This is a genomic window from Bacillus sp. FSL K6-0994 (assembly GCF_038630815.1).
Taxonomy (GTDB): domain Bacteria; phylum Bacillota; class Bacilli; order Bacillales; family Bacillaceae; genus Bacillus; species Bacillus safensis.
Window position 1 is genome coordinate 950,829 of the sequence record NZ_CP152043.1, and the last position, 19,512, is coordinate 970,340.

General features: G+C 40.7%; 24 protein-coding genes. 12 read left to right on the forward strand and 12 right to left on the reverse strand.

Features of this window, described 5'->3' with window-relative positions:
• Window positions 1–33: 33 nt before the first annotated feature.
• The gene (locus MHB69_RS04820; protein WP_342496053.1) at window positions 34–1,308 is read left to right on the forward strand and encodes a SidA/IucD/PvdA family monooxygenase; all 1,275 of its coding nucleotides are present in this window, start codon (window positions 34–36) and stop codon (window positions 1,306–1,308) included.
• A 37-nt stretch (window positions 1,309–1,345) separates the two neighbouring features.
• On the opposite strand, the gene MHB69_RS04825 is transcribed toward MHB69_RS04820, so the two are convergent.
• From MHB69_RS04825 to MHB69_RS04835, 3 genes are all read right to left on the reverse strand, one after another.
• On the reverse strand, window positions 1,346–2,569 hold the full coding sequence (locus MHB69_RS04825) for a cation:proton antiporter (RefSeq protein WP_034282218.1): 1,224 nt from the start codon (window positions 2,567–2,569) through the stop codon (window positions 1,346–1,348).
• A gap of 3 nt (window positions 2,570–2,572) precedes the next feature.
• Window positions 2,573–3,070, reverse strand: coding sequence for a cation:proton antiporter regulatory subunit (locus tag MHB69_RS04830; protein WP_024425442.1), 498 nt, complete (start codon window positions 3,068–3,070; stop codon window positions 2,573–2,575).
• Window positions 3,071–3,134: 64 nt separating this feature from the next.
• Window positions 3,135–3,461 (reverse strand): potassium:proton antiporter, encoded by a 327-nt coding sequence (locus tag MHB69_RS04835; protein ID WP_235362175.1) that lies wholly within the window; start codon window positions 3,459–3,461, stop codon window positions 3,135–3,137.
• 181 nt (window positions 3,462–3,642) lie between these two features.
• Here MHB69_RS04835 and MHB69_RS04840 point away from each other — a divergent pair, with 181 nt between their 5' ends.
• Window positions 3,643–4,416: an enoyl-CoA hydratase gene (locus MHB69_RS04840; RefSeq protein ID WP_081124168.1), complete on the forward strand. Its 774-nt coding sequence runs from the start codon at window positions 3,643–3,645 to the stop codon at window positions 4,414–4,416.
• Window positions 4,417–4,447: 31 nt separating this feature from the next.
• Here MHB69_RS04840 and MHB69_RS04845 read toward each other — a convergent pair whose 3' ends face one another.
• Entirely contained in the window at window positions 4,448–4,636 is a 189-nt protein-coding gene (locus tag MHB69_RS04845) for a YhzD family protein (protein WP_041117003.1), read from the reverse strand.
• A 171-nt stretch (window positions 4,637–4,807) separates the two neighbouring features.
• Here MHB69_RS04845 and MHB69_RS04850 point away from each other — a divergent pair, with 171 nt between their 5' ends.
• The 4 genes from MHB69_RS04850 (at window position 4,808) to MHB69_RS04865 (ending at window position 10,183) form a co-directional block, all read left to right on the forward strand.
• Entirely contained in the window at window positions 4,808–6,022 is a 1,215-nt protein-coding gene (locus MHB69_RS04850; protein ID WP_081124169.1) for a DNA repair exonuclease, read from the forward strand.
• 16 nt (window positions 6,023–6,038) lie between these two features.
• The gene (locus tag MHB69_RS04855; protein ID WP_342496054.1) at window positions 6,039–8,825 is read left to right on the forward strand and encodes an AAA family ATPase; all 2,787 of its coding nucleotides are present in this window, start codon (window positions 6,039–6,041) and stop codon (window positions 8,823–8,825) included.
• A 62-nt stretch (window positions 8,826–8,887) separates the two neighbouring features.
• Window positions 8,888–9,835 carry a 3'-5' exoribonuclease YhaM gene (yhaM, locus tag MHB69_RS04860; RefSeq protein ID WP_024425447.1) on the forward strand — a complete coding sequence of 316 codons (948 nt, stop codon included), beginning with the start codon at window positions 8,888–8,890 and terminating at the stop codon, window positions 9,833–9,835.
• A 117-nt stretch (window positions 9,836–9,952) separates the two neighbouring features.
• Window positions 9,953–10,183, forward strand: a complete 231-nt coding sequence (locus MHB69_RS04865; protein ID WP_024425448.1) for a sporulation YhaL family protein — start codon at window positions 9,953–9,955, stop codon at window positions 10,181–10,183.
• A gap of 53 nt (window positions 10,184–10,236) precedes the next feature.
• Here the strand turns inward: MHB69_RS04865 and MHB69_RS04870 are convergent, their stop codons facing one another.
• Window positions 10,237–11,121 carry a peptidylprolyl isomerase gene (locus MHB69_RS04870; RefSeq protein WP_024425449.1) on the reverse strand — a complete coding sequence of 295 codons (885 nt, stop codon included), beginning with the start codon at window positions 11,119–11,121 and terminating at the stop codon, window positions 10,237–10,239.
• A gap of 161 nt (window positions 11,122–11,282) precedes the next feature.
• Between MHB69_RS04870 and MHB69_RS04875 the strand changes: the two genes are divergently transcribed.
• On the forward strand, window positions 11,283–11,369 hold the full coding sequence (locus MHB69_RS04875; RefSeq protein ID WP_008361129.1) for a YjcZ family sporulation protein: 87 nt from the start codon (window positions 11,283–11,285) through the stop codon (window positions 11,367–11,369).
• Between the two features lie 145 nt (window positions 11,370–11,514).
• Window positions 11,515–11,604, forward strand: a complete 90-nt coding sequence (locus tag MHB69_RS04880; RefSeq protein WP_017360317.1) for a YjcZ family sporulation protein — start codon at window positions 11,515–11,517, stop codon at window positions 11,602–11,604.
• 51 nt (window positions 11,605–11,655) lie between these two features.
• Here MHB69_RS04880 and MHB69_RS04885 read toward each other — a convergent pair whose 3' ends face one another.
• Both MHB69_RS04885 and MHB69_RS04890 read right to left on the reverse strand, forming a co-directional pair.
• A complete protein-coding gene (locus tag MHB69_RS04885; RefSeq protein ID WP_072368131.1) occupies window positions 11,656–11,841 on the reverse strand; it encodes a hypothetical protein in 186 nt (61 codons plus the stop codon).
• A gap of 82 nt (window positions 11,842–11,923) precedes the next feature.
• Window positions 11,924–12,445, reverse strand: coding sequence for a DUF3267 domain-containing protein (locus MHB69_RS04890; RefSeq protein WP_024426567.1), 522 nt, complete (start codon window positions 12,443–12,445; stop codon window positions 11,924–11,926).
• A gap of 232 nt (window positions 12,446–12,677) precedes the next feature.
• On the opposite strand from MHB69_RS04890, the gene MHB69_RS04895 reads away from it, so the two are divergent.
• The gene (locus tag MHB69_RS04895; RefSeq protein ID WP_024426566.1) at window positions 12,678–13,022 is read left to right on the forward strand and encodes a YhaI family protein; all 345 of its coding nucleotides are present in this window, start codon (window positions 12,678–12,680) and stop codon (window positions 13,020–13,022) included.
• On the opposite strand, the gene MHB69_RS04900 is transcribed toward MHB69_RS04895, so the two are convergent.
• Both MHB69_RS04900 and MHB69_RS04905 read right to left on the reverse strand, forming a co-directional pair.
• Window positions 13,000–13,620, reverse strand: coding sequence for an HTH-type transcriptional regulator Hpr (locus MHB69_RS04900; protein WP_034282207.1), 621 nt, complete (start codon window positions 13,618–13,620; stop codon window positions 13,000–13,002). The genes MHB69_RS04895 and MHB69_RS04900 overlap by 23 nt on opposite strands.
• A 187-nt stretch (window positions 13,621–13,807) precedes the next feature.
• On the reverse strand, window positions 13,808–14,164 hold the full coding sequence (locus MHB69_RS04905) for a YtxH domain-containing protein (RefSeq protein ID WP_024425453.1): 357 nt from the start codon (window positions 14,162–14,164) through the stop codon (window positions 13,808–13,810).
• 128 nt (window positions 14,165–14,292) lie between these two features.
• Here MHB69_RS04905 and MHB69_RS04910 point away from each other — a divergent pair, with 128 nt between their 5' ends.
• Window positions 14,293–14,484: a hypothetical protein gene (locus MHB69_RS04910; protein WP_024425454.1), complete on the forward strand. Its 192-nt coding sequence runs from the start codon at window positions 14,293–14,295 to the stop codon at window positions 14,482–14,484.
• Window positions 14,485–14,736: 252 nt separating this feature from the next.
• Here the strand turns inward: MHB69_RS04910 and MHB69_RS04915 are convergent, their stop codons facing one another.
• From MHB69_RS04915 to MHB69_RS04925, 3 genes are all read right to left on the reverse strand, one after another.
• The gene (locus tag MHB69_RS04915) at window positions 14,737–15,255 is read right to left on the reverse strand and encodes a tryptophan transporter (protein ID WP_024425455.1); all 519 of its coding nucleotides are present in this window, start codon (window positions 15,253–15,255) and stop codon (window positions 14,737–14,739) included.
• 127 nt (window positions 15,256–15,382) lie between these two features.
• Window positions 15,383–16,462, reverse strand: a complete 1,080-nt coding sequence (gene serC, locus MHB69_RS04920) for a 3-phosphoserine/phosphohydroxythreonine transaminase (protein ID WP_342496055.1) — start codon at window positions 16,460–16,462, stop codon at window positions 15,383–15,385.
• 159 nt (window positions 16,463–16,621) lie between these two features.
• Entirely contained in the window at window positions 16,622–17,050 is a 429-nt protein-coding gene (locus MHB69_RS04925; RefSeq protein WP_024425457.1) for an HIT family protein, read from the reverse strand.
• Window positions 17,051–17,536: 486 nt separating this feature from the next.
• Here MHB69_RS04925 and MHB69_RS04930 point away from each other — a divergent pair, with 486 nt between their 5' ends.
• Together MHB69_RS04930 and MHB69_RS04935 are read left to right on the forward strand one after the other, a co-directional pair.
• Window positions 17,537–18,277 carry an ABC transporter ATP-binding protein gene (locus MHB69_RS04930; RefSeq protein WP_046310435.1) on the forward strand — a complete coding sequence of 247 codons (741 nt, stop codon included), beginning with the start codon at window positions 17,537–17,539 and terminating at the stop codon, window positions 18,275–18,277.
• A complete protein-coding gene (locus tag MHB69_RS04935) occupies window positions 18,270–19,490 on the forward strand; it encodes an ABC transporter permease (RefSeq protein WP_317222121.1) in 1,221 nt (406 codons plus the stop codon). Before MHB69_RS04930 ends, MHB69_RS04935 begins: the two co-directional genes overlap by 8 nt.
• The last annotated feature ends 22 nt before the right edge of the window (window positions 19,491–19,512 follow it).

Genomic DNA, 19,512 nt, shown 5'->3' on the forward strand with positions numbered 1-19,512 from the left:
TATAAGTGATAAAAAGTTAAAGCAGGTGTACATATGATAGATGTGATCGGAATTGGGATTGGGCCCGCCAATTTAGGGTTGGCCGCTTTGTTAGAGGAGTATGAGGATGTCTCATGCTGTTTTTTTGAACAAGAGTCTGAGTTTGCCTGGCATCCTGGTATGCTGATCAAAGGAACGGATTTGCAAGTTTCCTTTTTAGCAGACCTTGTCACAATGGCGAATCCAAGGAGCAGGTATACATTTTTAAATTATTTACATGAAGCAAATAGACTTCACCGGTTCTATACATTTGAACAGTTTGATATCCCGCGGAGAGAATTCAATGAGTATTTATCATGGGTGGCAGGAGAATTAGACAGCTGTCAGTTCGGGATGAAGGTAGAAGAAGTGACGGACTGCCAAGAAGGCTACCTTGTGAAAGTCAGACGGCTGAACGATGGATCGCTTTCTGAATATCGTGTAAAGCATGTCGTGTTAGGCACAGGAAGCAAACCAATGATTCCAGTCGATGTGCCTGAAGCAGCATACCCATATGTGACCCATAGCAGCCGTTATTTAGATCAGCAGAAAGCACTTCATGAAGCTGAGTCGGTGGCGGTAATCGGCTCAGGGCAGAGTGCAGCTGAAATTTTCTTAGACCTGCTTCAGCATCAAAAGAAAGGACAGCAGCTTTCATGGTTTACGCGTTCTAGTGAATTTAGAGAGCTGGAGACGGCAGAACTTGGCCAAGAGCTTTTTACACCAAAGTATGTCGAGTATTTTCATTCGCTTCCTTATGAAGAACGTATGAACACATTGCCCAGACTGACAGGATTAAGAAATGGCATCGATGCATCAACGCTTTCGCGCATTTATCAGGAGTTGTATCATCGCTCCGTTTCAGGTGAAGAGCCATCTGTGCTCATTCAGCCAATGACCGAGCTTGAAGCGATTCAAAGAGGAGAGCATCAGCCTTTGGAGCTGCATCTCAAGCAGTGGCAGTTGAAGAAAGAAAAAAGCATAACTGTAGATCACGCTGTATTGGCTACAGGATACACACCGAATATTCCTGAATGGTTTAGCGCATATGAACCTTTGATTGAATGGGAAAGTGATGAGCATTTTAAAGTGACAGACGACTTCAGGCTTGTGTTCAAAGACAAGCGTTCAAATCATTTCTTTACATTCACGAATCTTGATCATTCTCATGGAACAGCGGCGACCAATTTGAAACTATCGATTTACCGCAACCAGAAAGTCATTCGAACCATTCGCGGTGTCAAGGAAGCGCCAGTCAAGCAAGAAACTGCATTTCAGCAATTTGAATAAAACATAGAAAAGGGCCCAAGCATAGGGCCCTTTTTCATTAGATCGTCGTTTCTTTTTTTACTTTTGGTTTTTCAGGTTTCCATTTGAAGATTTTGTTTAGGATTTGATAGATTTTTTTAGATTCTTTCGTTACGAGCGGTCCTAAGATCGCAAGGATTAAGACATACAATGCAGCAAAGGGCTTCAAAGTAGCGGCAAGTCCGCCGGCAATGCCAAGCTCGGCAACAATGATTGAAAACTCTCCTCTCGATACGATGGTTAATCCAATATTAGAAGAGGCTTTATGAGAAAAGCCAGCTCTCCGTCCAGCGAACATTCCGGCAGTGAAGTTCCCAATTAAGGTAAGAATCACAGCGCCGATCGCAAGCCAGAAGGCATCACCCAATGTAAACGGATCGATACTGAGACCAAAGCTGAAAAAGAACATCGCTCCAAAGAAATCTCTAAACGGAACCACGAGATGCTCGATGCGGTCTGAGTGCTCTGTTTCTGAGAAAACAAGACCAAGTAAGAGAGCTCCAATAGCCTCTGCTACATGAATTGTTTCTGAAAAGCCAGCGACAAAGAACAAAGCGGCAAAAATCACAATGATGAACACTTCGTTCGAACGGATATCAAACAACTTATTTAATAGTTTTGGCAGCTTCCGCGCAATGATAAAGAAAAGCATCATATAACCAAAAGCAATTAAAATTGATAATAAGGCACCGCCAACAGTAGTGGCATCTCCAAGGACAAGACCTGATACGACGGATAAATAAACGGCAAGGAAAATATCCTCAAACATAATTATCCCTAGAATTAACTCTGTTTCAGGATTTGCCGTCCGTTTCAAATCGACAAGGACCTTGGCCACAATGGCGCTGGATGAAATGGTGATCACCCCTGCCATAATGAGAACCTCAAGGAATCCAAACCCTGTGATAAAACCGTAGAGCAGTCCTAAGCTGAAGTTGATCAAAATATAAATAGATCCGCCGACTGCAATAGATTTACCCGATTTAATGAGTTTTCCGACAGAGAACTCAAGTCCAAGATAGAAAAGAAGGAACAGGACGCCCATTCTGCCAAAAAACGAAATAATCTCCGTGCTTTCGATAAATTTCAAATCAATGATCCCGATAGTTGGAGCATGCGGCCCAACAATCATTCCGAGGACAATGAGAAAAGGGATGATAGAAAATTTAATTTTATTGGCGATTAAGCTGGCGATGGCGATAAGAATTAGCGCCGTCCCAACTTCAAAGACTAAATGATCCATTCATCACTCTCCCCCTCTAGAAAGAAAATCACGTACCAATCGCTTTAAGTGTTTTCTTTCGCCCGAAATGACCATCGTATCATTTGCTTGAATAATCGAATCGGCACCAGGGTTGAGTAATTTTTCATTTGTATGTTTAATGATCGCAATCACGGTGACTTCATAATTTTGTCTCACATCTAAATCACCGAGTGTATGTCCAACCGCTTTTGCACCTTTTTCCACTTTAAACCATTCAATGATCAAGTCGTTGAAGGCCATTTCAATGGTTTCTAGTGCCTGCGGTTTATACACCATACCGCCGATAATAGCAGCGATTTGCCGGGATTCAGCATCATCGAGTGAAATGGTAGACAGCACTTCATCTGGATCATCATCGTCAAAACGATAAATTTCCCGTCTGCCATCATCATGAATCACAATCGTCATCTTTTCTCTATTTCTCGTTTCAATTTCAAATTTCTTTCCGATCCCAGGAAGATCATTTTCTTTAATGTTCATTTTATCCCTCCGAATTTGATAGGCTGTGTTTTTCAAATAGTAAATGCGGATGAAATAAAATGAATCAGTAGAGGTAATTAGATTGATACATAACGGGGATCGCACACTTCATTTCCAAAAAACATAGATCAATGGACAATGCAGCTGATGGGGCAGGCTTTGGCAGAAAAGTCTTGGCATCCGCCCTTGATAATCTGTCCTTCAACAGAATGGATGAAGCATGTTTTTTTGAAAACGAAGGTGTCTTCACAGCATTGATTTCTTCATCATAAATGGATGGAGAAATCAGGCTAGGTATACTCGCTTCTGCCTGTGAAGCAAAAACGACATTTGAAAAAGGAGAAAACATGACGATGAAGCTAACCAATATCATGATGGAACATCTGATCAATCATCCTCCTCCTTTCAAATTTATTTTCTTTCTTTTTTTACTATATAAAAATATATTTCTTGTTTCAATCATTATGCTTATTTTAGTATCAATTGATCTTGAAATTTTTTATTTAGAGAAAAAGGTTTTACATGATGAAAATGGAAGTAAGTGATGAGCTTTTAAAAGAAGAGGGGGATGGATGATGACATATATCAATTGTCAGTTAGACGGGGATGTTTTTGAAATCGTTTTCAATAGGCCTGAAGCTTATAATTCTTTTCATGTGGACATGTTTGCTGAATTCAAAGAAGCATGTGATGCAGCGGAGGAAAGCAGTGCAAAAGTCGTTGTCATCAAGGGAGCGGGAAAAGGATTCTCAGCAGGCGGAGATATTGGGATGATGCTCAAGCAGGAAAGTGAAGAAGATTTCCATCGTGTGATGGATTTGATCGAGGGAATTACACTTTCTCTAGCTAGCATGAAAAAAGTGACGATTGCGCTTGTTCACGGGTCAGCAGCAGGCCTCGCTTTTAGCTTTGCTCTAAGCTGTGACTACTTGTTTATGCATCAGGATGCAAAACTCGCCATGAATTTTAATGGAGTAGGATTAATTCCAGATGGCGGGGGGCATTTTTTCCTCACAAAAAGAGTGAGTGAGCAAACCGCTAAACAATTGATTTGGAGCGGACAAAAGCTGCCGGCTGAAGAAGCGTTAAAGCTGCGCCTTGCAGACGGGGTGTTTCAGGATGAGGTCGATACGTACCAAAAAGTGTGTGTGAAGCCATTTATGAACATGCCGCTTCAAGCCTTTATCGAAACAAAGATGATCTATTTCCACCAGTCAGAATCAAAGCTCTTAGCAGTTCTTCAAAAAGAGAGAGCAGCACAGGCAAGACTGAGAAAAAGTCATGATCACAAGGAAGGTATACAGGCCTTTTTAGAAAAAAGACGTCCTGTCTTTCAAAAAGCATAAATGAACATGAGGCCGGCGAAAGCCGGCTTTTTTAACGTTCAAATAAAAGCAGTTTTCCTGCTTGATCAACGAGTCGATGAGAATGCTTTGTGTATTGCTGTTCCATTAAGCGATGACGTCCTAATTCCTTTGCTTTCTCGTCACTATCCGCTGTGATTTTTTCATTTAATAAAGTCTCACCCGACCGGTCAAATACGGTTAAAAAGTATGTCTTCTCCATTCCTCATCTTCCTTTCCTCTGTTTTTAATGTAATTAAACATGGAATAAGACAAAACCTCTTTTTTAGCCCTTAAAAATGTGTTTTTTAGAATGAGAGTGATAGAACGTGCATTCGTAAAAATGGCATGATAAAATATGGACAATGACAGTATCGGACAAGGAGATAGACGTTTGACTAAGCTCACCTTTATTCATGCCGCAGATTTACATTTAGACAGTCCATTTGCAGGAATGTCGACTATACCTAGTTCCATATTTAAGCGGCTCAAAGAAAGTACATTTCAAAGCGCTAAGAACATCTTTGATCTCGCCATTGTGCGGGCAGTAGACTTTGTGCTGCTGAGCGGAGATTTATTTGATGAATCCAATCGCAGCTTAAAAGCACAGCTGTTTTTAAGAAATCAGTTTGTAAGACTGCAAACGCACGGGATTGAAGTCTTTATTATTTATGGGAATCATGATCATTTAGGCGGTGAATGGACACCGATTGAGTGGCCCGAGAATGTACATGTCTTTTCGAGCAGTACACCAAGTGAGCACTCCTATTATCGAGGGGATCAGCTTGTCGCGAGTATTTATGGGTTTAGCTACAAAGAGCGGGCTGTCTATGAAAATATGACATCTCATTATGTCAAAACAACAGATGCTGCCTATCACATTGCGATGCTTCACGGCACATTAGCCGGACAAGAAGGACATGATGCATATGCCCCATTTCAGCTGCAGCAGCTCATAGCGCGGGATTTTGATTATTGGGCGCTTGGACATATACATAAAAGAGCCCTTCTGCATGAAGACCCATATATAATTTACCCTGGTAACGTGCAGGGCAGACATATAAAAGAAACGGGAGAAAAAGGCTGTTACTTGATTCACCTCTCCGAAGATTCACGGGCAGCGGATTTTATCAGCTGTGCAGATATCATCTTTGAGAAACTGGCAATAGACATCACAGAAACAACTCATATGACGGATCTTGTCACACTTGTGGAAGGCAAAATCAATGAGCTGAAAGAGGAAGGTATTCCTCATTTTGTGAGAATTGAATTGACAGGTGATGCGCCTTCTTACTTTGAGCATACACAGCTTGAGGTCCTCGAAGAGCTGATGACTGTTTTTCATGAGCAGGAGGAAGATGAAGATGTGTTTGTTTGGGTGATGTCAATTGATTGCCGAACAAACGAGGATGTCATTTATCCAGAAGATTCCTTTTTGAAGGAACTAACGGCAGAAATTGCACAGTTTGAGTCATATGAAGAACTGCTTTCACCGATCAAGCGTCACCCAACCTACAGGAAGTCAGGAAAAGCGCTCACAAAAGAGGATGAAGTGGATATAAAAGAAGAGGCACAAAGGCTGTTGACGGAACAGCTGAAGCAATTATGAGAAAAGGAGAGGTATGATGAAAATACGTTCACTCCATATAGCGAATTTCGGGAAATTTTCAAATCGAACCTTTCACTTTTCTGATGACGGTTTTCAGCTAGTTTACGGCCTGAATGAATCGGGGAAAACGACATTGAAGGCATTTATTGAGTCGATGTTATTTGGTTTTTCAAAAAACAAGATATACAAGCCGAAACAAGGATCTTTCTATGGCGGCTCCCTCACTTGCTTAGATGAGGAGTTAGGTGTCATTCACATTGAGAGATCGTCCGATCGAGGCGGTCAAGCACAGGTGTTTTTACCGAATGGTGAAGTGAAAGATGAAGCATTTCTACTAACTCTTTTAAAGGGAACAGATCGCAGATTATTCCAATCAATCTATTCATTTGATGTGTTTGGACTGCAAAATGTCCAAGCCTTAAACGAAGATCAAATCGGTGAATTTCTCCTTTTCTCAAGTTTATTTGGCTCAGATGCTGCCTCCAAGATGGATAGCAGGCTGCTTAAGCAGCAGGAGCAGCTGTTTAAACCAAATGGACGCAAGCCGGAATTAAACCAGCAGCTTGATCGTTTAAAAGAGCTGGCTGCCCAGCTGAAACAAGCTAGATTGGCAGAAGGCCGTTATACAGAAAAAAAACGGGAGCATTCTGAATTAATAGAGAGTATCGCAGCGCTTCAAAAGGAAATGAAGCAGACAGAAGAACAGATTCAGCAGTTAAACGAACACATTCGACTTTATCCCATGATAGAGAAGAAGATGGAGTTAAAAAAAGAATTAGCCCGTTATCCAGAACGAGTCAAACGCTTTAGAGCAGAAACAGAGCATGAATTGGATAAATTAGAATCACACCTTCATCCGAAAAAGGCTCAAATGACTGCACTAAAGCAAAAATTAGATCATTTGCAAACCTCGCTGGCACAAGTTCAGCCGCTTTATGACAAGGATACATTACTGGAGATGAAGCGTGTCGTTGATGAATCTTCTCATGCTGAACGTGTCAAAAACCGCTTAGCAGAATGTAAAGCAGAACGTGATTCATTGAAACAAAAAATGGACGAAGCCGCAGCGAAGCTAAAGTGGCAGCGTTCAGTCAAGCTTGAGCAGATTGACGACTCCCTTGAATTTGAGTGGGAATTAAAGGAGGCTGTCAGCCACTACGTTCGTTTAATGGACAGAAAGGCACAGCTGGATGACCGGTTTGATCATGCAAGACATGAGCTGGAAGAAGCGGAAACCGCTTTAAAAGGATTAAAGGAACAGCAGGCCAAATCGCATAGTACAGTGGAAGCTGGGGAAACAAGAGCAAAAGAGAAACAGGTTCATTCCCGGGCGTGGTTATTCCCTGTGATGGTGATATTTGATGCTGCATTTCTGCTTGTCCTTTTCTTTTTAACAGAGTGGTGGGTTACTTTCTTATTTGCAGGGTTTTCTGTTTTTGTCTTCTTTGCTATTTACCCATTTTTGAAATCGACACAGGTGAAACAGGGAAGCGGCGGGGGAACATTCGATTCCTTCCAAGTACAGGCAGCTTCAGCTGAAACGCTTGTGAGGCAGAAGGAGCTTTTGTACGAAAGGATCATCCGGCAATATGAAGACTGGGAGCAGGAGCTGGAACCTGTCCAGCAGCAAGTAGAGGAAAAGAAAAGACAGCTGGGCTTGTCCTCAGAGCTTTCTTTCCTAGTAGAAGCCTTCCTTATCCTGAAGCAGTTAAAAACGAATACAGCGGGATATGAGGAGCTTAGCCGGGAAATAGACGAGCTTGCCGGCCAGCAGTCCAATTATGAGCAAAGGGTGGAAGCGTTAAGCAGTCTTCTGCAACGAAAGGAAGGCACCATTCAAGAGAACATCTCGGCCTTTCAAGAGATATTGAAAGATGAGGCGAAAAGAGAAAAAGAACGTCAGACATTGGATGTATCGATTCAACATGTGAAACAGCAGATCACGACACTGGAAGGGGAAATTGACTATTACGAAAAACAAATGGACGTGCTTTTTCGTCAAGTAGAGGCAGAGTCCAAAAAAGATTACCAAATTCTTTCCCATCTATCGAAAGAATATCGGGAACGGCTTTCCCATTTGCAGCAGCTGAATCAAGAGCTGCATAGATGCGGCTGCTTTGATGAGGAAGAATCGATTGTTCGTAAAGGATTGCGCCTTCTTGAAGAAGAGTGTGCGGAAGCAAAGCAGCATCTGAATAACATACAATCGAATGCGGCGAATATGGAAAAACGTCTGGCAGAACGAGCAGTGGAAATCCGGCAAATAGAAGCTTCAGGTACGGTGTCTGATTTGACTCATCAGCTTTCAGCTGAGCAGGAGCATGCAAAACACCTTGCGAAAAAATGGGCGGCGATTCAGCTTGTCCGCTCCGTCATTCGAGAAAAATTGAATGAACATAAAGAAAAAAGGCTGCCAGCACTGCTGCAAACAGCTTCCCGCTTTATTCAGCCGTTAACGAATGATCGATATGAAGCCATTTTATTTTCACCCGAGGATGACCGGCTGATCGTGAAAAGGATGGACGGACGAATATTCCGACCAGAAGAGCTCTCGCAAGCAACATGTGAACAAGTCTATCTGGCCATTCGTTTTGCACTCGCCTTGTCTCATCAGCAGGAATGTCAGCTTCCGTTTATGATGGATGACAGCTTCGTTCATTTTGATCATGTTCGTCTAGGAAGAGTACTGGAGTTGATGAATGAACTCACGCGTTATGAAACACAGCTGTTTTATTTTACCTGTCATCAGCATATGATGCAGGCAGCTGAAGATGGACAGATTACGAGTTTAGCAGTTGAATGATTGACAAATAATGACTTATGTTATACTTATATGAGCAGAAACATGGAAGGAGCTTTTATTGAATGGCTAAAGGGATCATGACCTATGATGTCGGCGAACAAGTTGACCTGCATTTATTAATTAAATCATCTACTAAAGGAATTGCAAGTAATGGCAAACCATTTTTAACGCTCATTCTTCAAGATCAAAGTGGAGATATTGAGGCGAAACTATGGGATGCAAAGCAGAATGATGAAATCACCTATGGACCGCAAACCATCGTGAAGGTAGTAGGCGACATTCATCATTATCGCGGGAGGAATCAGCTGAAGCTTAGGAATATACGCCCTGTTGCTGAAAACGAGCAAATTCGAATTGATGACTTTCTCGAAACAGCTCCTATTCCAAAACACGATATGATGGATACGATTATGCAATATATCTTTGATATGAAAAACCCTAATATTCAGCGTGTTACAAGGCATTTGCTGAAGAAATATGGACAGGAATTTGCTGATTATCCAGCAGCGACAAAAAATCATCACGAATTTGTCTCTGGACTCGCCTACCACGTCGTGTCTATGCTGCATTTAGCAAAATCCATTGTTGACCTATATCCATCACTAGATCGAGATCTTTTATATTCAGGCATCATTCTTCATGATTTAGGGAAAGTCAAAGAGCTTTCGGGTCCAGTCTCCACGACATATACTGTGGAAGGGAATTTAATTGGCCACATTTCCATTATGGTGACAGAGATTGCGAAAGCTGCGGAAGAGCTTAGCATTGATTCAGAGGAAATTCTTATTTTACAGCACTTAGTCCTGAGTCATCATGGAAAAGGAGAATGGGGCAGCCCGAAACCACCAATGGTAAAAGAAGCTGAAATTCTCCACTATATTGATAATTTAGATGCGAAAATGAACATGATGGATCGTGCGCTTGAGCATGTGAAACCAGGAGAATATACAGAACGTATTTTTGCACTTGAGAATCGTTCGTTTTATAAACCAACCTTCCATCACGAATAATCATGTCAAAACGTCCGTTTATGCGGGCGTTTTTTTTCATAACTTGTCTTCTTTTCGCATAAGCATGTAACACAAAGGAAGAGAGGAATTTCCTTAAGAAAAGGAGGCGATGAAAAAATGTTGTTTTTTCCGTGGTGGGTGTATGCATGTATTATCGGCATTATTTTCTGTGCGTATAAATTAATGACAACAGCCAAAGAGGAGCAAGAAATTGATCAATCCTTTATTGAAAAGGAAGGAGAAATATTTATCGAGCGAATGGAACAGGAAAGAGAGCGCAGACGCCAGAATCAGCAGGTGAAAAGATCACAGGATACTGCGGCACATGAAGATCATTCAATTGCTTAATCTCGTCATACAAAAACCCCTCTGCGCGATTACGGCAGAGGGGTTTTTTGTGATTACTGGTTCTGTTGTGTCTGCTGATTTTGTGCAGGCTGTTCAGATTTTTCTTTGAACGTTTTTTGAAGCTCTTTATCTTTTACTTTCACATCAGCATCTTTTACTAATTTGTTTAAGATGTTTTGGATTTCATTTGTGTCTGCTTGTTTTTGGTCAAGCAGTTCTTTTTTCAAGTCTGCTTTCATGTCATCATATTTACCGCGTTCTTCAGTCTTTTTAATGATATGGTAGCCGAATTGGGATTTTACTGGCTTGCTGATTTCATTTACTTTTAGTTTGAAAGCAGCTTTGCTGAAGTTCTCGTCCATTTGGCCTTCTTTTGCGAACCAGCCTACATCTCCGCCTTGTGCTGCTGAAGCAGTATCAGTTGAATATTCAGAGACAAGGGAATCCCATTTTTCACCTTTATCTAATTTCTTTTCCACTTCGTCAGCTGTTTTCTTATCAGCTACTAAAATGTGGCTTGCACGGATTTTTCCTTTAAGGTCATCGTAATACGATTTTACTTCTTTATCAGTGATTTTGATGTTAGCTTTGGCAGCCTTTTGAGTCAGCAGCTCATATTTCACTTGATCTTTGATGTAATCTTTACCGAATTCATCTTGAAGCTGTTTTAAACGATCTTCACCAAGTGTCTTTTTATATTCTTCCAATTTCTTATCAATTTCTTTATCAGATACTTTGTATTTGTCAGCAAGAACCTTTTGTTGAACAAGTAGGTTTAGAGCATCTCCACCTGCTTGTTTCTTAAGAGTTGTATAAAGTTCTCCTTTTGTGACATCTCCTGATTTCGTTGTGGCGATCACATCTTTATCACCGCTACTGCATGCGCCAAGAGTTAAAACACTTACTGCTGTTACAGCTGCTAAAGCCATTTTTTTCATTCAAAAAACACTCCTAATCTTTCCAATTTATTTATCATTGCTTGTATCATAACATATTGTGACACGCTGTAAAAAGAAATGCAAATGGAAGGGCATTCGTCTAGTCAAAAAATTGCGCGCGACATACACATATAGTGATCACAAAAAGGAGGCTGAATTATATGGGAGCAGGATATTCTAATGGGTTTGCTTTATTGGTCGTGCTATTCATTTTGCTGATCATCGTTGGTGCAGCATATCTTTACTAATTAAATCGCTGTGACAGAAGGGAGCCGTCCTGCCGTGCGTGAGGGCGGTTCTTTTTTCAAACGATGACAGGTGCCTAAACGTTTTTAATTTTTCTGCATACACTGAGCTTAGAACAGAGGAAGAACTGGCAGGAGGTGTTTTCACATGGGAGGAGAAGTCTTTGCTGGCGGTTTTGCACTAGTCGTCGTATTATTCATTTTATTGATCATCATCGGTGCATCTTGGATTTGCTAATTAAAATATACACAAAAAGCTGCCCTCAAACTGGCAGCTTTTGCTTTGATCTTAAATGGAAATGGTAATTTCAACAAATGATGAGATAAGTAAGATCAGTATCGATACATTGATAAAGCGAAACACCTTATCTTGCCGTTCTTCAGGAATCTCTCTGACAAGGCATAATGTATTAGTAAGCCTGTTTATTGAATACACAATAAACGCGGCAAAGACGATGAAGTAAAATAAAACTATCGGAGATCCCCCCTCTCTATGCTATTCCCATACTACATTACCAAATTTTTTATGAAAAAGATAGAAGTTGGCTTTAAAAACCTCATGATGAGGAAGTTTGGTCAACTAAAATATCAAACTCGTCTTGAGCTTGATCGATGATGCAGGATCTAGGTGCTTTGAGCAGCTTCCATGCAAATAAAAAGTCAGGCAAACAATAGCCTGCATGTATACTTGCGATGATGATAAAATAGTGTGCGTACATAGGAAACGCCACGCCTAACACAAAGTAAACCGGTGAGATGACACAAAACGGGCTGAGAAGTGAAAAAAGCATCACTTTCTTAGGCACGCGCTGCCAGCAATTTCGTTTCATTAATAGCGTCATTTTTTTCTTATTTTTCATCACTGGGATCAAGTGAACCACACGGTGGACAAGCAATGTCACAAGTAAGAGCACGGCAAAAAGCGGTGCGTTATGGCTGCTTAGCCTCGTTTCAGGATGAGTCAGTTGAAAACATAAAAATGCCATAATGAAAAAAAGGATAGCAAGACTTATGGCAGAAATCATCATTCTCGTATAACCATAATCCTTTTCAAGATTAATGGTCTTCCAACAATTCATTTTTCATCCTTCCAATCTAAAAATCGAATTGAATATCTCAAGATAATTTACTCTTCCTGAGGATAAAAATCAATGGTTTTGATGAAAAAAAATAAAATGGTGCCTTCATATGGAATAAAGAGAGGAAACTTTGGGTTTTTCAAGAAAAAAGAACAGAAGGGGGAGGTTCGTCTCTTTCGTCAATGAGTAATTTCGGCTAAAATAGAAGGACTAAGAGAAAGAGGGAACGTACATGAGTATTGAGGAACGAATGAGCCAGCTTGAATATTACATGGAACTTTTATTGACGGCAGCCGATATGAGCCGTTATCCATATTATGCGTTATTGATCAGGCAGCGTGTATCGAAAGAAGAGGCAGAGGAAATTGAGCGTATTTGTGCTGAGCTTTCAGAGGAAATGGATAAGCAAAAAGCACAAGGCTACGTCATGTTTGACGATCTCCTTGCGCTCTTTGCGGGACAGTTAATTGAAAAGCTGGATGTTCATGAGACGATATTTGCTTTGCATGATCAGGGGCTGTTTCAGCCGCTAATGAATGAATTTATAAAGATCATTAAACAATTTGATTTGTTTTAGCCGCTTTTTCTGCTGCCTCAGCTGAGTTTTCAAGTTCCTCAGTCTTTTTTGTGACTTTTCCTCGCTCATTCAAAAAGTCCTTCTCAATGTTTGAAAACGATTTCTCAAAAATCTCCATGAAATCCTCACCATAAATGTTTCGGATAATACACATCATTTCTAAAATCTCAGGGAACTTTCCGTAAATGTCATGAAGCGGCTGTGCGCCTTTGACAATACCAGTTCGTGCCGGGTCATAATCTTCGAGTAGTTTATGGAATGTCTCTTCGCCTTTTGGCGTTAGCTCAATATACGTATTGCGTTTATCGTTTAACTTTTTAGAAAATTTTAAAAATCCTCGTTCCTCCAGTTTCTTGGAGAAGTTAAACGCCGTTGATACATGCATGACGCCAAACTTTGCAATTTCTGATATTGAAGCTCCTTTTAATTGATACGCAATCCACAAAATATGATGTTCATTGATATTTAGGTTATACGGTTTGATCCACTGCTGCCAGTCCTTTTCAATGGATTTCCAAAGAGCTTTGCTCAATTGGGCCATTCTTTGACTGAATAAAAGTGCTTCTTTTACATCGAAAGGCTGTTCCGAATGATTCATCCATTTCACCTACTTCTCTTTTTCTTGTAATTCTATTATGCCAATAAAATAAAGATTAATAAAGCTGAAAATTCAAGAATTTTTAAAAGTCATGAAAAACATTGTCAAAATAACCTTTTTTCAACAAAAAAAGTGCGGGATACGCACCCCGCACACTTTTGTAAACGAATATTTTTTTGTGAGTATATTAGTTTTGTAAGGTTTTCTCCAGTTGTTTGAGCTTTTCTTCAATTTCCTGAATTTCCTTTTGTAAGTCCTGCTGATGAGGTTTGATTTCTTCGCGCCATTGCTGAATCGATGTTTGCAATTCAGACCCGACTTCTTTAATCACCTCTGCGCTTTCTTTTGCTGTTTCCACAATTTGTTCTTTTAAAGCTTGTCCGTCTCTTTTTAATTTTGTCAGCGTATCTTCGAATTTGTCATAGCCGTCTTTCACTTTTCCGCGCACATCTCTGCCAGAAGAGGGAGTCGTCAGGAGCACTGCCGCACCTCCGAGGAGACCGCCTACAAATAATCCTGTTAATAAAGAACGTCCACTAGCCATTCAAATCACCTCTAGTCAAATTTTACACATTCGCATGTTCTCTCTGAGCTGACGATCAGCTTCATTGAACTTCCATACATAGCTTGCTTTATTTTAGCATACTTTTGAAGAAAAGGGAGGGGAGAAGGTTGTCTGTCTTTCTGTTCGTTTTTATGTGTATCGTCATCGTTTTTACAGGTGGTTCTATTCATTATGCAAGACAGCTTGGGTATGCAGGGTCTTATCCGCCAAAACATGTATTAAAGCAAAAAGCACTTGTGTGTGCGGCTGGTGCAGGAATTTCGCTCCTCATTTTGCTGCTGACCCTTTTTCTTTTATAAAAGCATGAAAAAAACCTCTTCATCTATCATGAAGAGGTTCCAGCGTGTAGACAAACCCTCGCATTCTTTGTCAGTCCTGCGTGCTGGTGCTCACGAATATCAAATTCGCTCCGCGCCAGTACTCGTCCTTCCTAGACTTCAAAGGTTTTCTATCACGCTGAAAAGAAGACAAAGGGCTAAAATCAAGATCATTTTAGCCTTTATCAACAATCTGAAACCTCTTCATCTATCATGAAGAGGTTCGGTTATTCGTTAAGCAACTTCTATCATTCTTGCACGTCTCAAAATGGACTGAGCAATTGGGAAGACAAATACCATAGCAATGGTATTAATCACGGCTGCTGGCAGGACCACGCCCACAAGAAGTGCCGGTAATGCAGCTGGCAGTCCAGTGATCAGTAAAGCGGCAGATAGGAAAATCACACCGGATACGATGGTTCCAATCGCAGTTAACACAGCGGTCAGCACCACTTTGTTCTTTATCTTCAAGCAAGATAAGAAAAGGGCTAGGAAGATAAAGGCTGTCACTGGTTTATCAATCATATTCGGAATTTGTCCGCCTGGGAATCCCGTTGTTAATGCAGAAATCACGCCAGTCACTAGCGCAATCACGACAACATGCTGAACCTTTGGGAAAAGGATGATGCTTAAAAACATCATGACCAGCATCATATCAGGTTTCATTCCGAAAAAGATGGGCGGGAAAATCGTATGCAAAACAGCTCCCATTGCTGCAAGCAATGACATAATCACTAATTCTTTTGTTTTCATTTCTATGCTCTCCTCTGCTAAGCTCTTATAGGACTCTCCAATAATATGGCTCATCATTTATTGCAAGAGTCATGACTTTATATTTCTCGTTATTATAACAAATTTATTTCCCTATAGAAAAGCCTTTTTACTCATTTTCTTGCTGGAACTTTTTCATAAAGTCCGCAAGCTTTTGGCAGTCTTCTATTGAGACCGCATTGTAAATAGATGCTCTGCATCCGCCGACAGAACGGTGGCCGGCAAGTCCAACCATTTGCTCTTGCTTTGCTTTTTCCACAAAGGAAGAAGTAAGTGCATCATCACGAAGAGTAAAGGTGACGTTCATATGAGAACGGCTGTCAGCACGCGCATGTCCTTGATAAAAACCGCCGCTTTGATCAATGGTATCATAGAGAATGCCTGCTTTTTGTTCATTGCGTTTTTCCGCTGCTTCTACACCGCCAGCATGTTTGACATGCTCAAGGACAAGTGACAGCATATAAATCGCAAAAGTCGGTGGTGTATGATAAAGAGAATTGGCTTTTGCGTGTGTTGAATATTTTAATATTTTTGGCGTGCTGCTTTTCTCTTTCTCTAATAAACGTTTGCTCGCAATCACAATCGTGATACCTGAAGGCCCTAGGTTTTTTTGTGCCCCGGCATAGATGAGATCAAATGAAGAAACGTCTATTTTTTTGCTGAGAATATCACTGGACATATCCGCAATGAGCGGGAGTGACGTGTTCGGGAACGTTTTCCACTGAGTGCCGAAGATCGTATTGTTCGATGTGATATGTAAGTAAGCGCCATCTGTTAAACCGGATGCATCTACTTCTGGAATATACGAGTAGTTGTCATCTTCACTTGAAGCAAGCACAGATGTCTGCCCAAACCCTTTTGCTTCTGACAATGCTTTTTCTGACCAAGCGCCTGTTTGAATGAAATGAGCTGTTTCGCCTTCATGTAAGAAGTTCATTGGAATCATCGCAAATTGAAGACTAGCTCCGCCTTGTAAAAAGAGGACTTCATAATCTTCTGGAATGTCCATCAGTTCCACTAAAAGCGCTTTTGCTTTATTGTGGACTGCTTCATATTCACCGCTGCGATGAGAAAGCTCCATCACAGACATCCCAGTTTGTTTAAAATCAACAAGTTCTTCCTGTGCTTTTTGAAGCACTTCTAGCGGCAATGCCGCCGGACCAGCATTAAAATTCGTCGTTCGCTTCATCACAATCTCTCCCTATTTCTCGCGTTAATGGATCAAAAGATAAAACCATCCTATCACAAATTTGAAGCATTTGGACAAAAAAATTGAATCGTTCAAAATATCTTACTATTAAAAGGCGGAAGCGATGAAAAGGGGTGAAAATAAGAAAAACCTCATCTGTTAAGATGAGGTAAGCCGCGTGTGGATGGCAGAAGAAATGTCTTTTAAATCCTCTGACGTGTATTGATCTTGATGTGATTTCCATACGGCACCAAAGCCATCACCTTTTCCGTAGCGCGGAATGATGTGCATATGGTAATGGAATACCGATTGTCCGGCTTTTTCACCGTTGTTGTTCAGGAGGTTTAACCCGATTGGTTCAAATTCCTGTTTGATCGCCCTTGCAATTTTCGGAATCGCTTGGAAGTAGTGGTTAGACACTTCTGGTGTCATCTCATAGATGTTTTCTTTATGTATTTTCGGGATTACAAGGGTATGTCCTTTTGTTACTTGGCTGATATCAAGAAAAGCCAATACATGCTCGTCTTCATATACTTTTGCACATGGAATGTCTCCATCAATGATCTTGCAAAAAATGCAGTCGCTCACGCCATGTCACTCCTCATTATTTTTCCTTTATCGTATCACAAAAAGAAGCAAAAAAGAAAACAGGACAAGCGAACTCCTTTGGTCGCTCATCCTGCTCCTGCAGAAGAAATGCTGATGCTTTCATTCGAATGCCTTTTGAATTCTTTATTTACTGAAATAAAGAATTCATATGCCTGCTATTTCTGCCGTAAACACCTCATTTGACGTTTTGGTTTGTCGTATACATATTGTATAGGACACAAAAATCAAGAATCAGTGAAGCAAAACAGAAGCTAAGGTTTTTAGATGAAAAACCAACTTGTCATGCGGTTCTTTGCCTTTAACAAACACCTCATTTACTTATTGGTCATCAAGTTCATTTCTTCTACATACATTATGATGACCAAAGCGCCTATTTTTTATTCATGACTCGTCTATAGGTAAACATTTCAAATTATCATTCGTTTTTGTTACTATAAAGGAAAAAAGAAAGAAAGGAACGAATTCATGTCCCTTCTCACTGTAAAAGATGTAACGGGTGGATATACGAAGAATCCCGTTCTAAAAAATATTTCATTTGAATTAGAAAGAAATCAAATCGTCGGTCTCATTGGCTTAAACGGGGCGGGGAAAAGTACAACCATCCGCCATATTATCGGGCTCATGAAACCGCATAAAGGTGTCATTGAATTGAATGGACGAACCCTTCAAGACGACCAAGAGGCGTATCGTTCACAATTTACATTTATTCCTGAAACACCTGTTTTATATGAAGAATTAACGTTAAAAGAACATTTAGAGCTGACAGCGATGGCTTACGGTCTATCAAAGGAACAATTAGACGAACGCCTGCCATCATTGCTGAAAGAATTTCGAATGGAGAAACGGCTGAAATGGTTCCCTGCTCATTTTTCAAAAGGAATGAAGCAGAAGGTCATGATTATGTGTGCATTCCTTGTGGAACCAGAGCTGTATATCATCGATGAACCGTTTTTAGGGCTTGATCCTCTTGCGATCAATGCACTGCTTGAACGGATGAATGCTGCGAAGAAAAATGGCGCTAGTGTCCTGATGTCAACGCATATTTTGGCGACAGCTGAACGCTATTGTGATTCCTTTATTATTTTGCACGAAGGGGAAATCAGAGCGAAAGGAACGCTGGCAGAGCTGAGAGAACAGTTCAATATGAGAGATGCGACACTCGATGATCTTTATTTGGAATTAACAAAGGAAGAAAGCTATGAGTAAAACAACACAAACCATTTGGAAATCAAGACTAGAGGAACACGTACAAGAAACAAGAAAATACTTAAAATACATGTTCAACGATCATCTTGTCATTGTGCTCATTTTTTTCCTTGCAGGCGGAGCAAGCTGGTACAGCAGCTGGCTTAAACATATTCCGGCTCACTTCCCATCTTACTGGGTGATGGCAGTTGTTTTCTCATTGGTACTTACAAGCTCATACGTACGTACGTTGATTAAAGAAGCCGATCTCGTGTTTTTGCTTCCTTTGGAAGGGAAGATGGAGCCTTACCTAAAACAAGCGTTTAACTTTAGCTTCATTTCTCAGCTGTTTCCTCTCATTGCTGTATCCATTGTCGCACTTCCGCTTTATTCGGCGGTGTCTTCAGGAGGCATCACGGGATATGTGCTGATACTGGCGCAAATGATTTTAATAAAGGGCCTGAATACAGCCATTCAATGGAGAATCACATATTTTCAAGGAAAACACGTGAGAAGGCTCGATGCAGCTCTTCGTTTTCTATTAAATGTGATGTTGATCTACACCGTCTTACAGGAAGCCTATGCGATTGCAATCGTTTTTTATCTTATCTATGGTGTATATCTCGTCTACTTAACAAATGCAGTGAAAAAACAGCCCTTTCAATGGGAAATGCATATATCTGATGAATTAAAACGGAAGCAGCGCTTTTATCGTTTGGCAAACTTATTTACAGATGTGCCTCACTTAAAGAAACAGGTGAAAAGAAGAGCATACATGGATTGGCTTATGATGTTTGTTCCTTACGATCAGCGTAAAACTTTTTCTTATATGTATGTGAGGGCGTTTGTACGCTCAAATGATTATTTTGGTCTGGTGTTTAGATTAACGGCCGTGTTTGTCCTGATTATTTTGTATACAGGTGCAGCAGGCTGGGTGGGTGCGTTACTAGTCTTGTTCACAGTATTTATCACAGGTGTACAGCTTGTGCCGTTAACGAAGCACTTTGCTCATCTTTCATTACAGGCACTTTATCCAGTTTCTCAAAAAGAAAAGGATCGAAGCTTTTTTGTTCTCGTCCGTAATGTGCTGATCATCCAATCAATCTTGCTGAGCTGTGCGGTACTTCCAGCGGGAGGCTGGCAGGGAAGCGGACTGGCCTTTCTCATTTCTTTAGCATTTGTGCTTGTCCTCTTTAAGCCTTACGTACAAAGCAGGTTAAAAAAGATGAGATAAGTGGAGATTACAGCGAGCGTAT

What these genes read in the sequence shown, in the direction of transcription:
- MHB69_RS04820 (WP_342496053.1), top strand. Translation starts at nt 34, where the DNA reads ATGATAGATGTGATCGGAATTGGGATTGGGCCCGCCAATTTAGGGTTG.
- MHB69_RS04825 (WP_034282218.1), bottom strand. Translation starts at nt 2,569, where the DNA reads ATGGATCATTTAGTCTTTGAAGTTGGGACGGCGCTAATTCTTATCGCC.
- MHB69_RS04830 (WP_024425442.1), bottom strand. Translation starts at nt 3,070, where the DNA reads ATGAACATTAAAGAAAATGATCTTCCTGGGATCGGAAAGAAATTTGAA.
- MHB69_RS04840 (WP_081124168.1), top strand. Translation starts at nt 3,643, where the DNA reads ATGATGACATATATCAATTGTCAGTTAGACGGGGATGTTTTTGAAATC.
- MHB69_RS04845 (WP_041117003.1), bottom strand. Translation starts at nt 4,636, where the DNA reads ATGGAGAAGACATACTTTTTAACCGTATTTGACCGGTCGGGTGAGACT.
- MHB69_RS04855 (WP_342496054.1), top strand. Translation starts at nt 6,039, where the DNA reads ATGAAAATACGTTCACTCCATATAGCGAATTTCGGGAAATTTTCAAAT.
- yhaM (WP_024425447.1), top strand. Translation starts at nt 8,888, where the DNA reads ATGGCTAAAGGGATCATGACCTATGATGTCGGCGAACAAGTTGACCTG.
- MHB69_RS04865 (WP_024425448.1), top strand. Translation starts at nt 9,953, where the DNA reads ATGTTGTTTTTTCCGTGGTGGGTGTATGCATGTATTATCGGCATTATT.
- MHB69_RS04870 (WP_024425449.1), bottom strand. Translation starts at nt 11,121, where the DNA reads ATGAAAAAAATGGCTTTAGCAGCTGTAACAGCAGTAAGTGTTTTAACT.
- MHB69_RS04875 (WP_008361129.1), top strand. Translation starts at nt 11,283, where the DNA reads ATGGGAGCAGGATATTCTAATGGGTTTGCTTTATTGGTCGTGCTATTC.
- MHB69_RS04880 (WP_017360317.1), top strand. Translation starts at nt 11,515, where the DNA reads ATGGGAGGAGAAGTCTTTGCTGGCGGTTTTGCACTAGTCGTCGTATTA.
- MHB69_RS04890 (WP_024426567.1), bottom strand. Translation starts at nt 12,445, where the DNA reads ATGAATTGTTGGAAGACCATTAATCTTGAAAAGGATTATGGTTATACG.
- MHB69_RS04895 (WP_024426566.1), top strand. Translation starts at nt 12,678, where the DNA reads ATGAGTATTGAGGAACGAATGAGCCAGCTTGAATATTACATGGAACTT.
- MHB69_RS04900 (WP_034282207.1), bottom strand. Translation starts at nt 13,620, where the DNA reads ATGAATCATTCGGAACAGCCTTTCGATGTAAAAGAAGCACTTTTATTC.
- MHB69_RS04905 (WP_024425453.1), bottom strand. Translation starts at nt 14,164, where the DNA reads ATGGCTAGTGGACGTTCTTTATTAACAGGATTATTTGTAGGCGGTCTC.
- MHB69_RS04915 (WP_024425455.1), bottom strand. Translation starts at nt 15,255, where the DNA reads ATGAAAACAAAAGAATTAGTGATTATGTCATTGCTTGCAGCAATGGGA.
- serC (WP_342496055.1), bottom strand. Translation starts at nt 16,462, where the DNA reads ATGAAGCGAACGACGAATTTTAATGCTGGTCCGGCGGCATTGCCGCTA.
- MHB69_RS04930 (WP_046310435.1), top strand. Translation starts at nt 17,537, where the DNA reads ATGTCCCTTCTCACTGTAAAAGATGTAACGGGTGGATATACGAAGAAT.
- MHB69_RS04935 (WP_317222121.1), top strand. Translation starts at nt 18,270, where the DNA reads ATGAGTAAAACAACACAAACCATTTGGAAATCAAGACTAGAGGAACAC.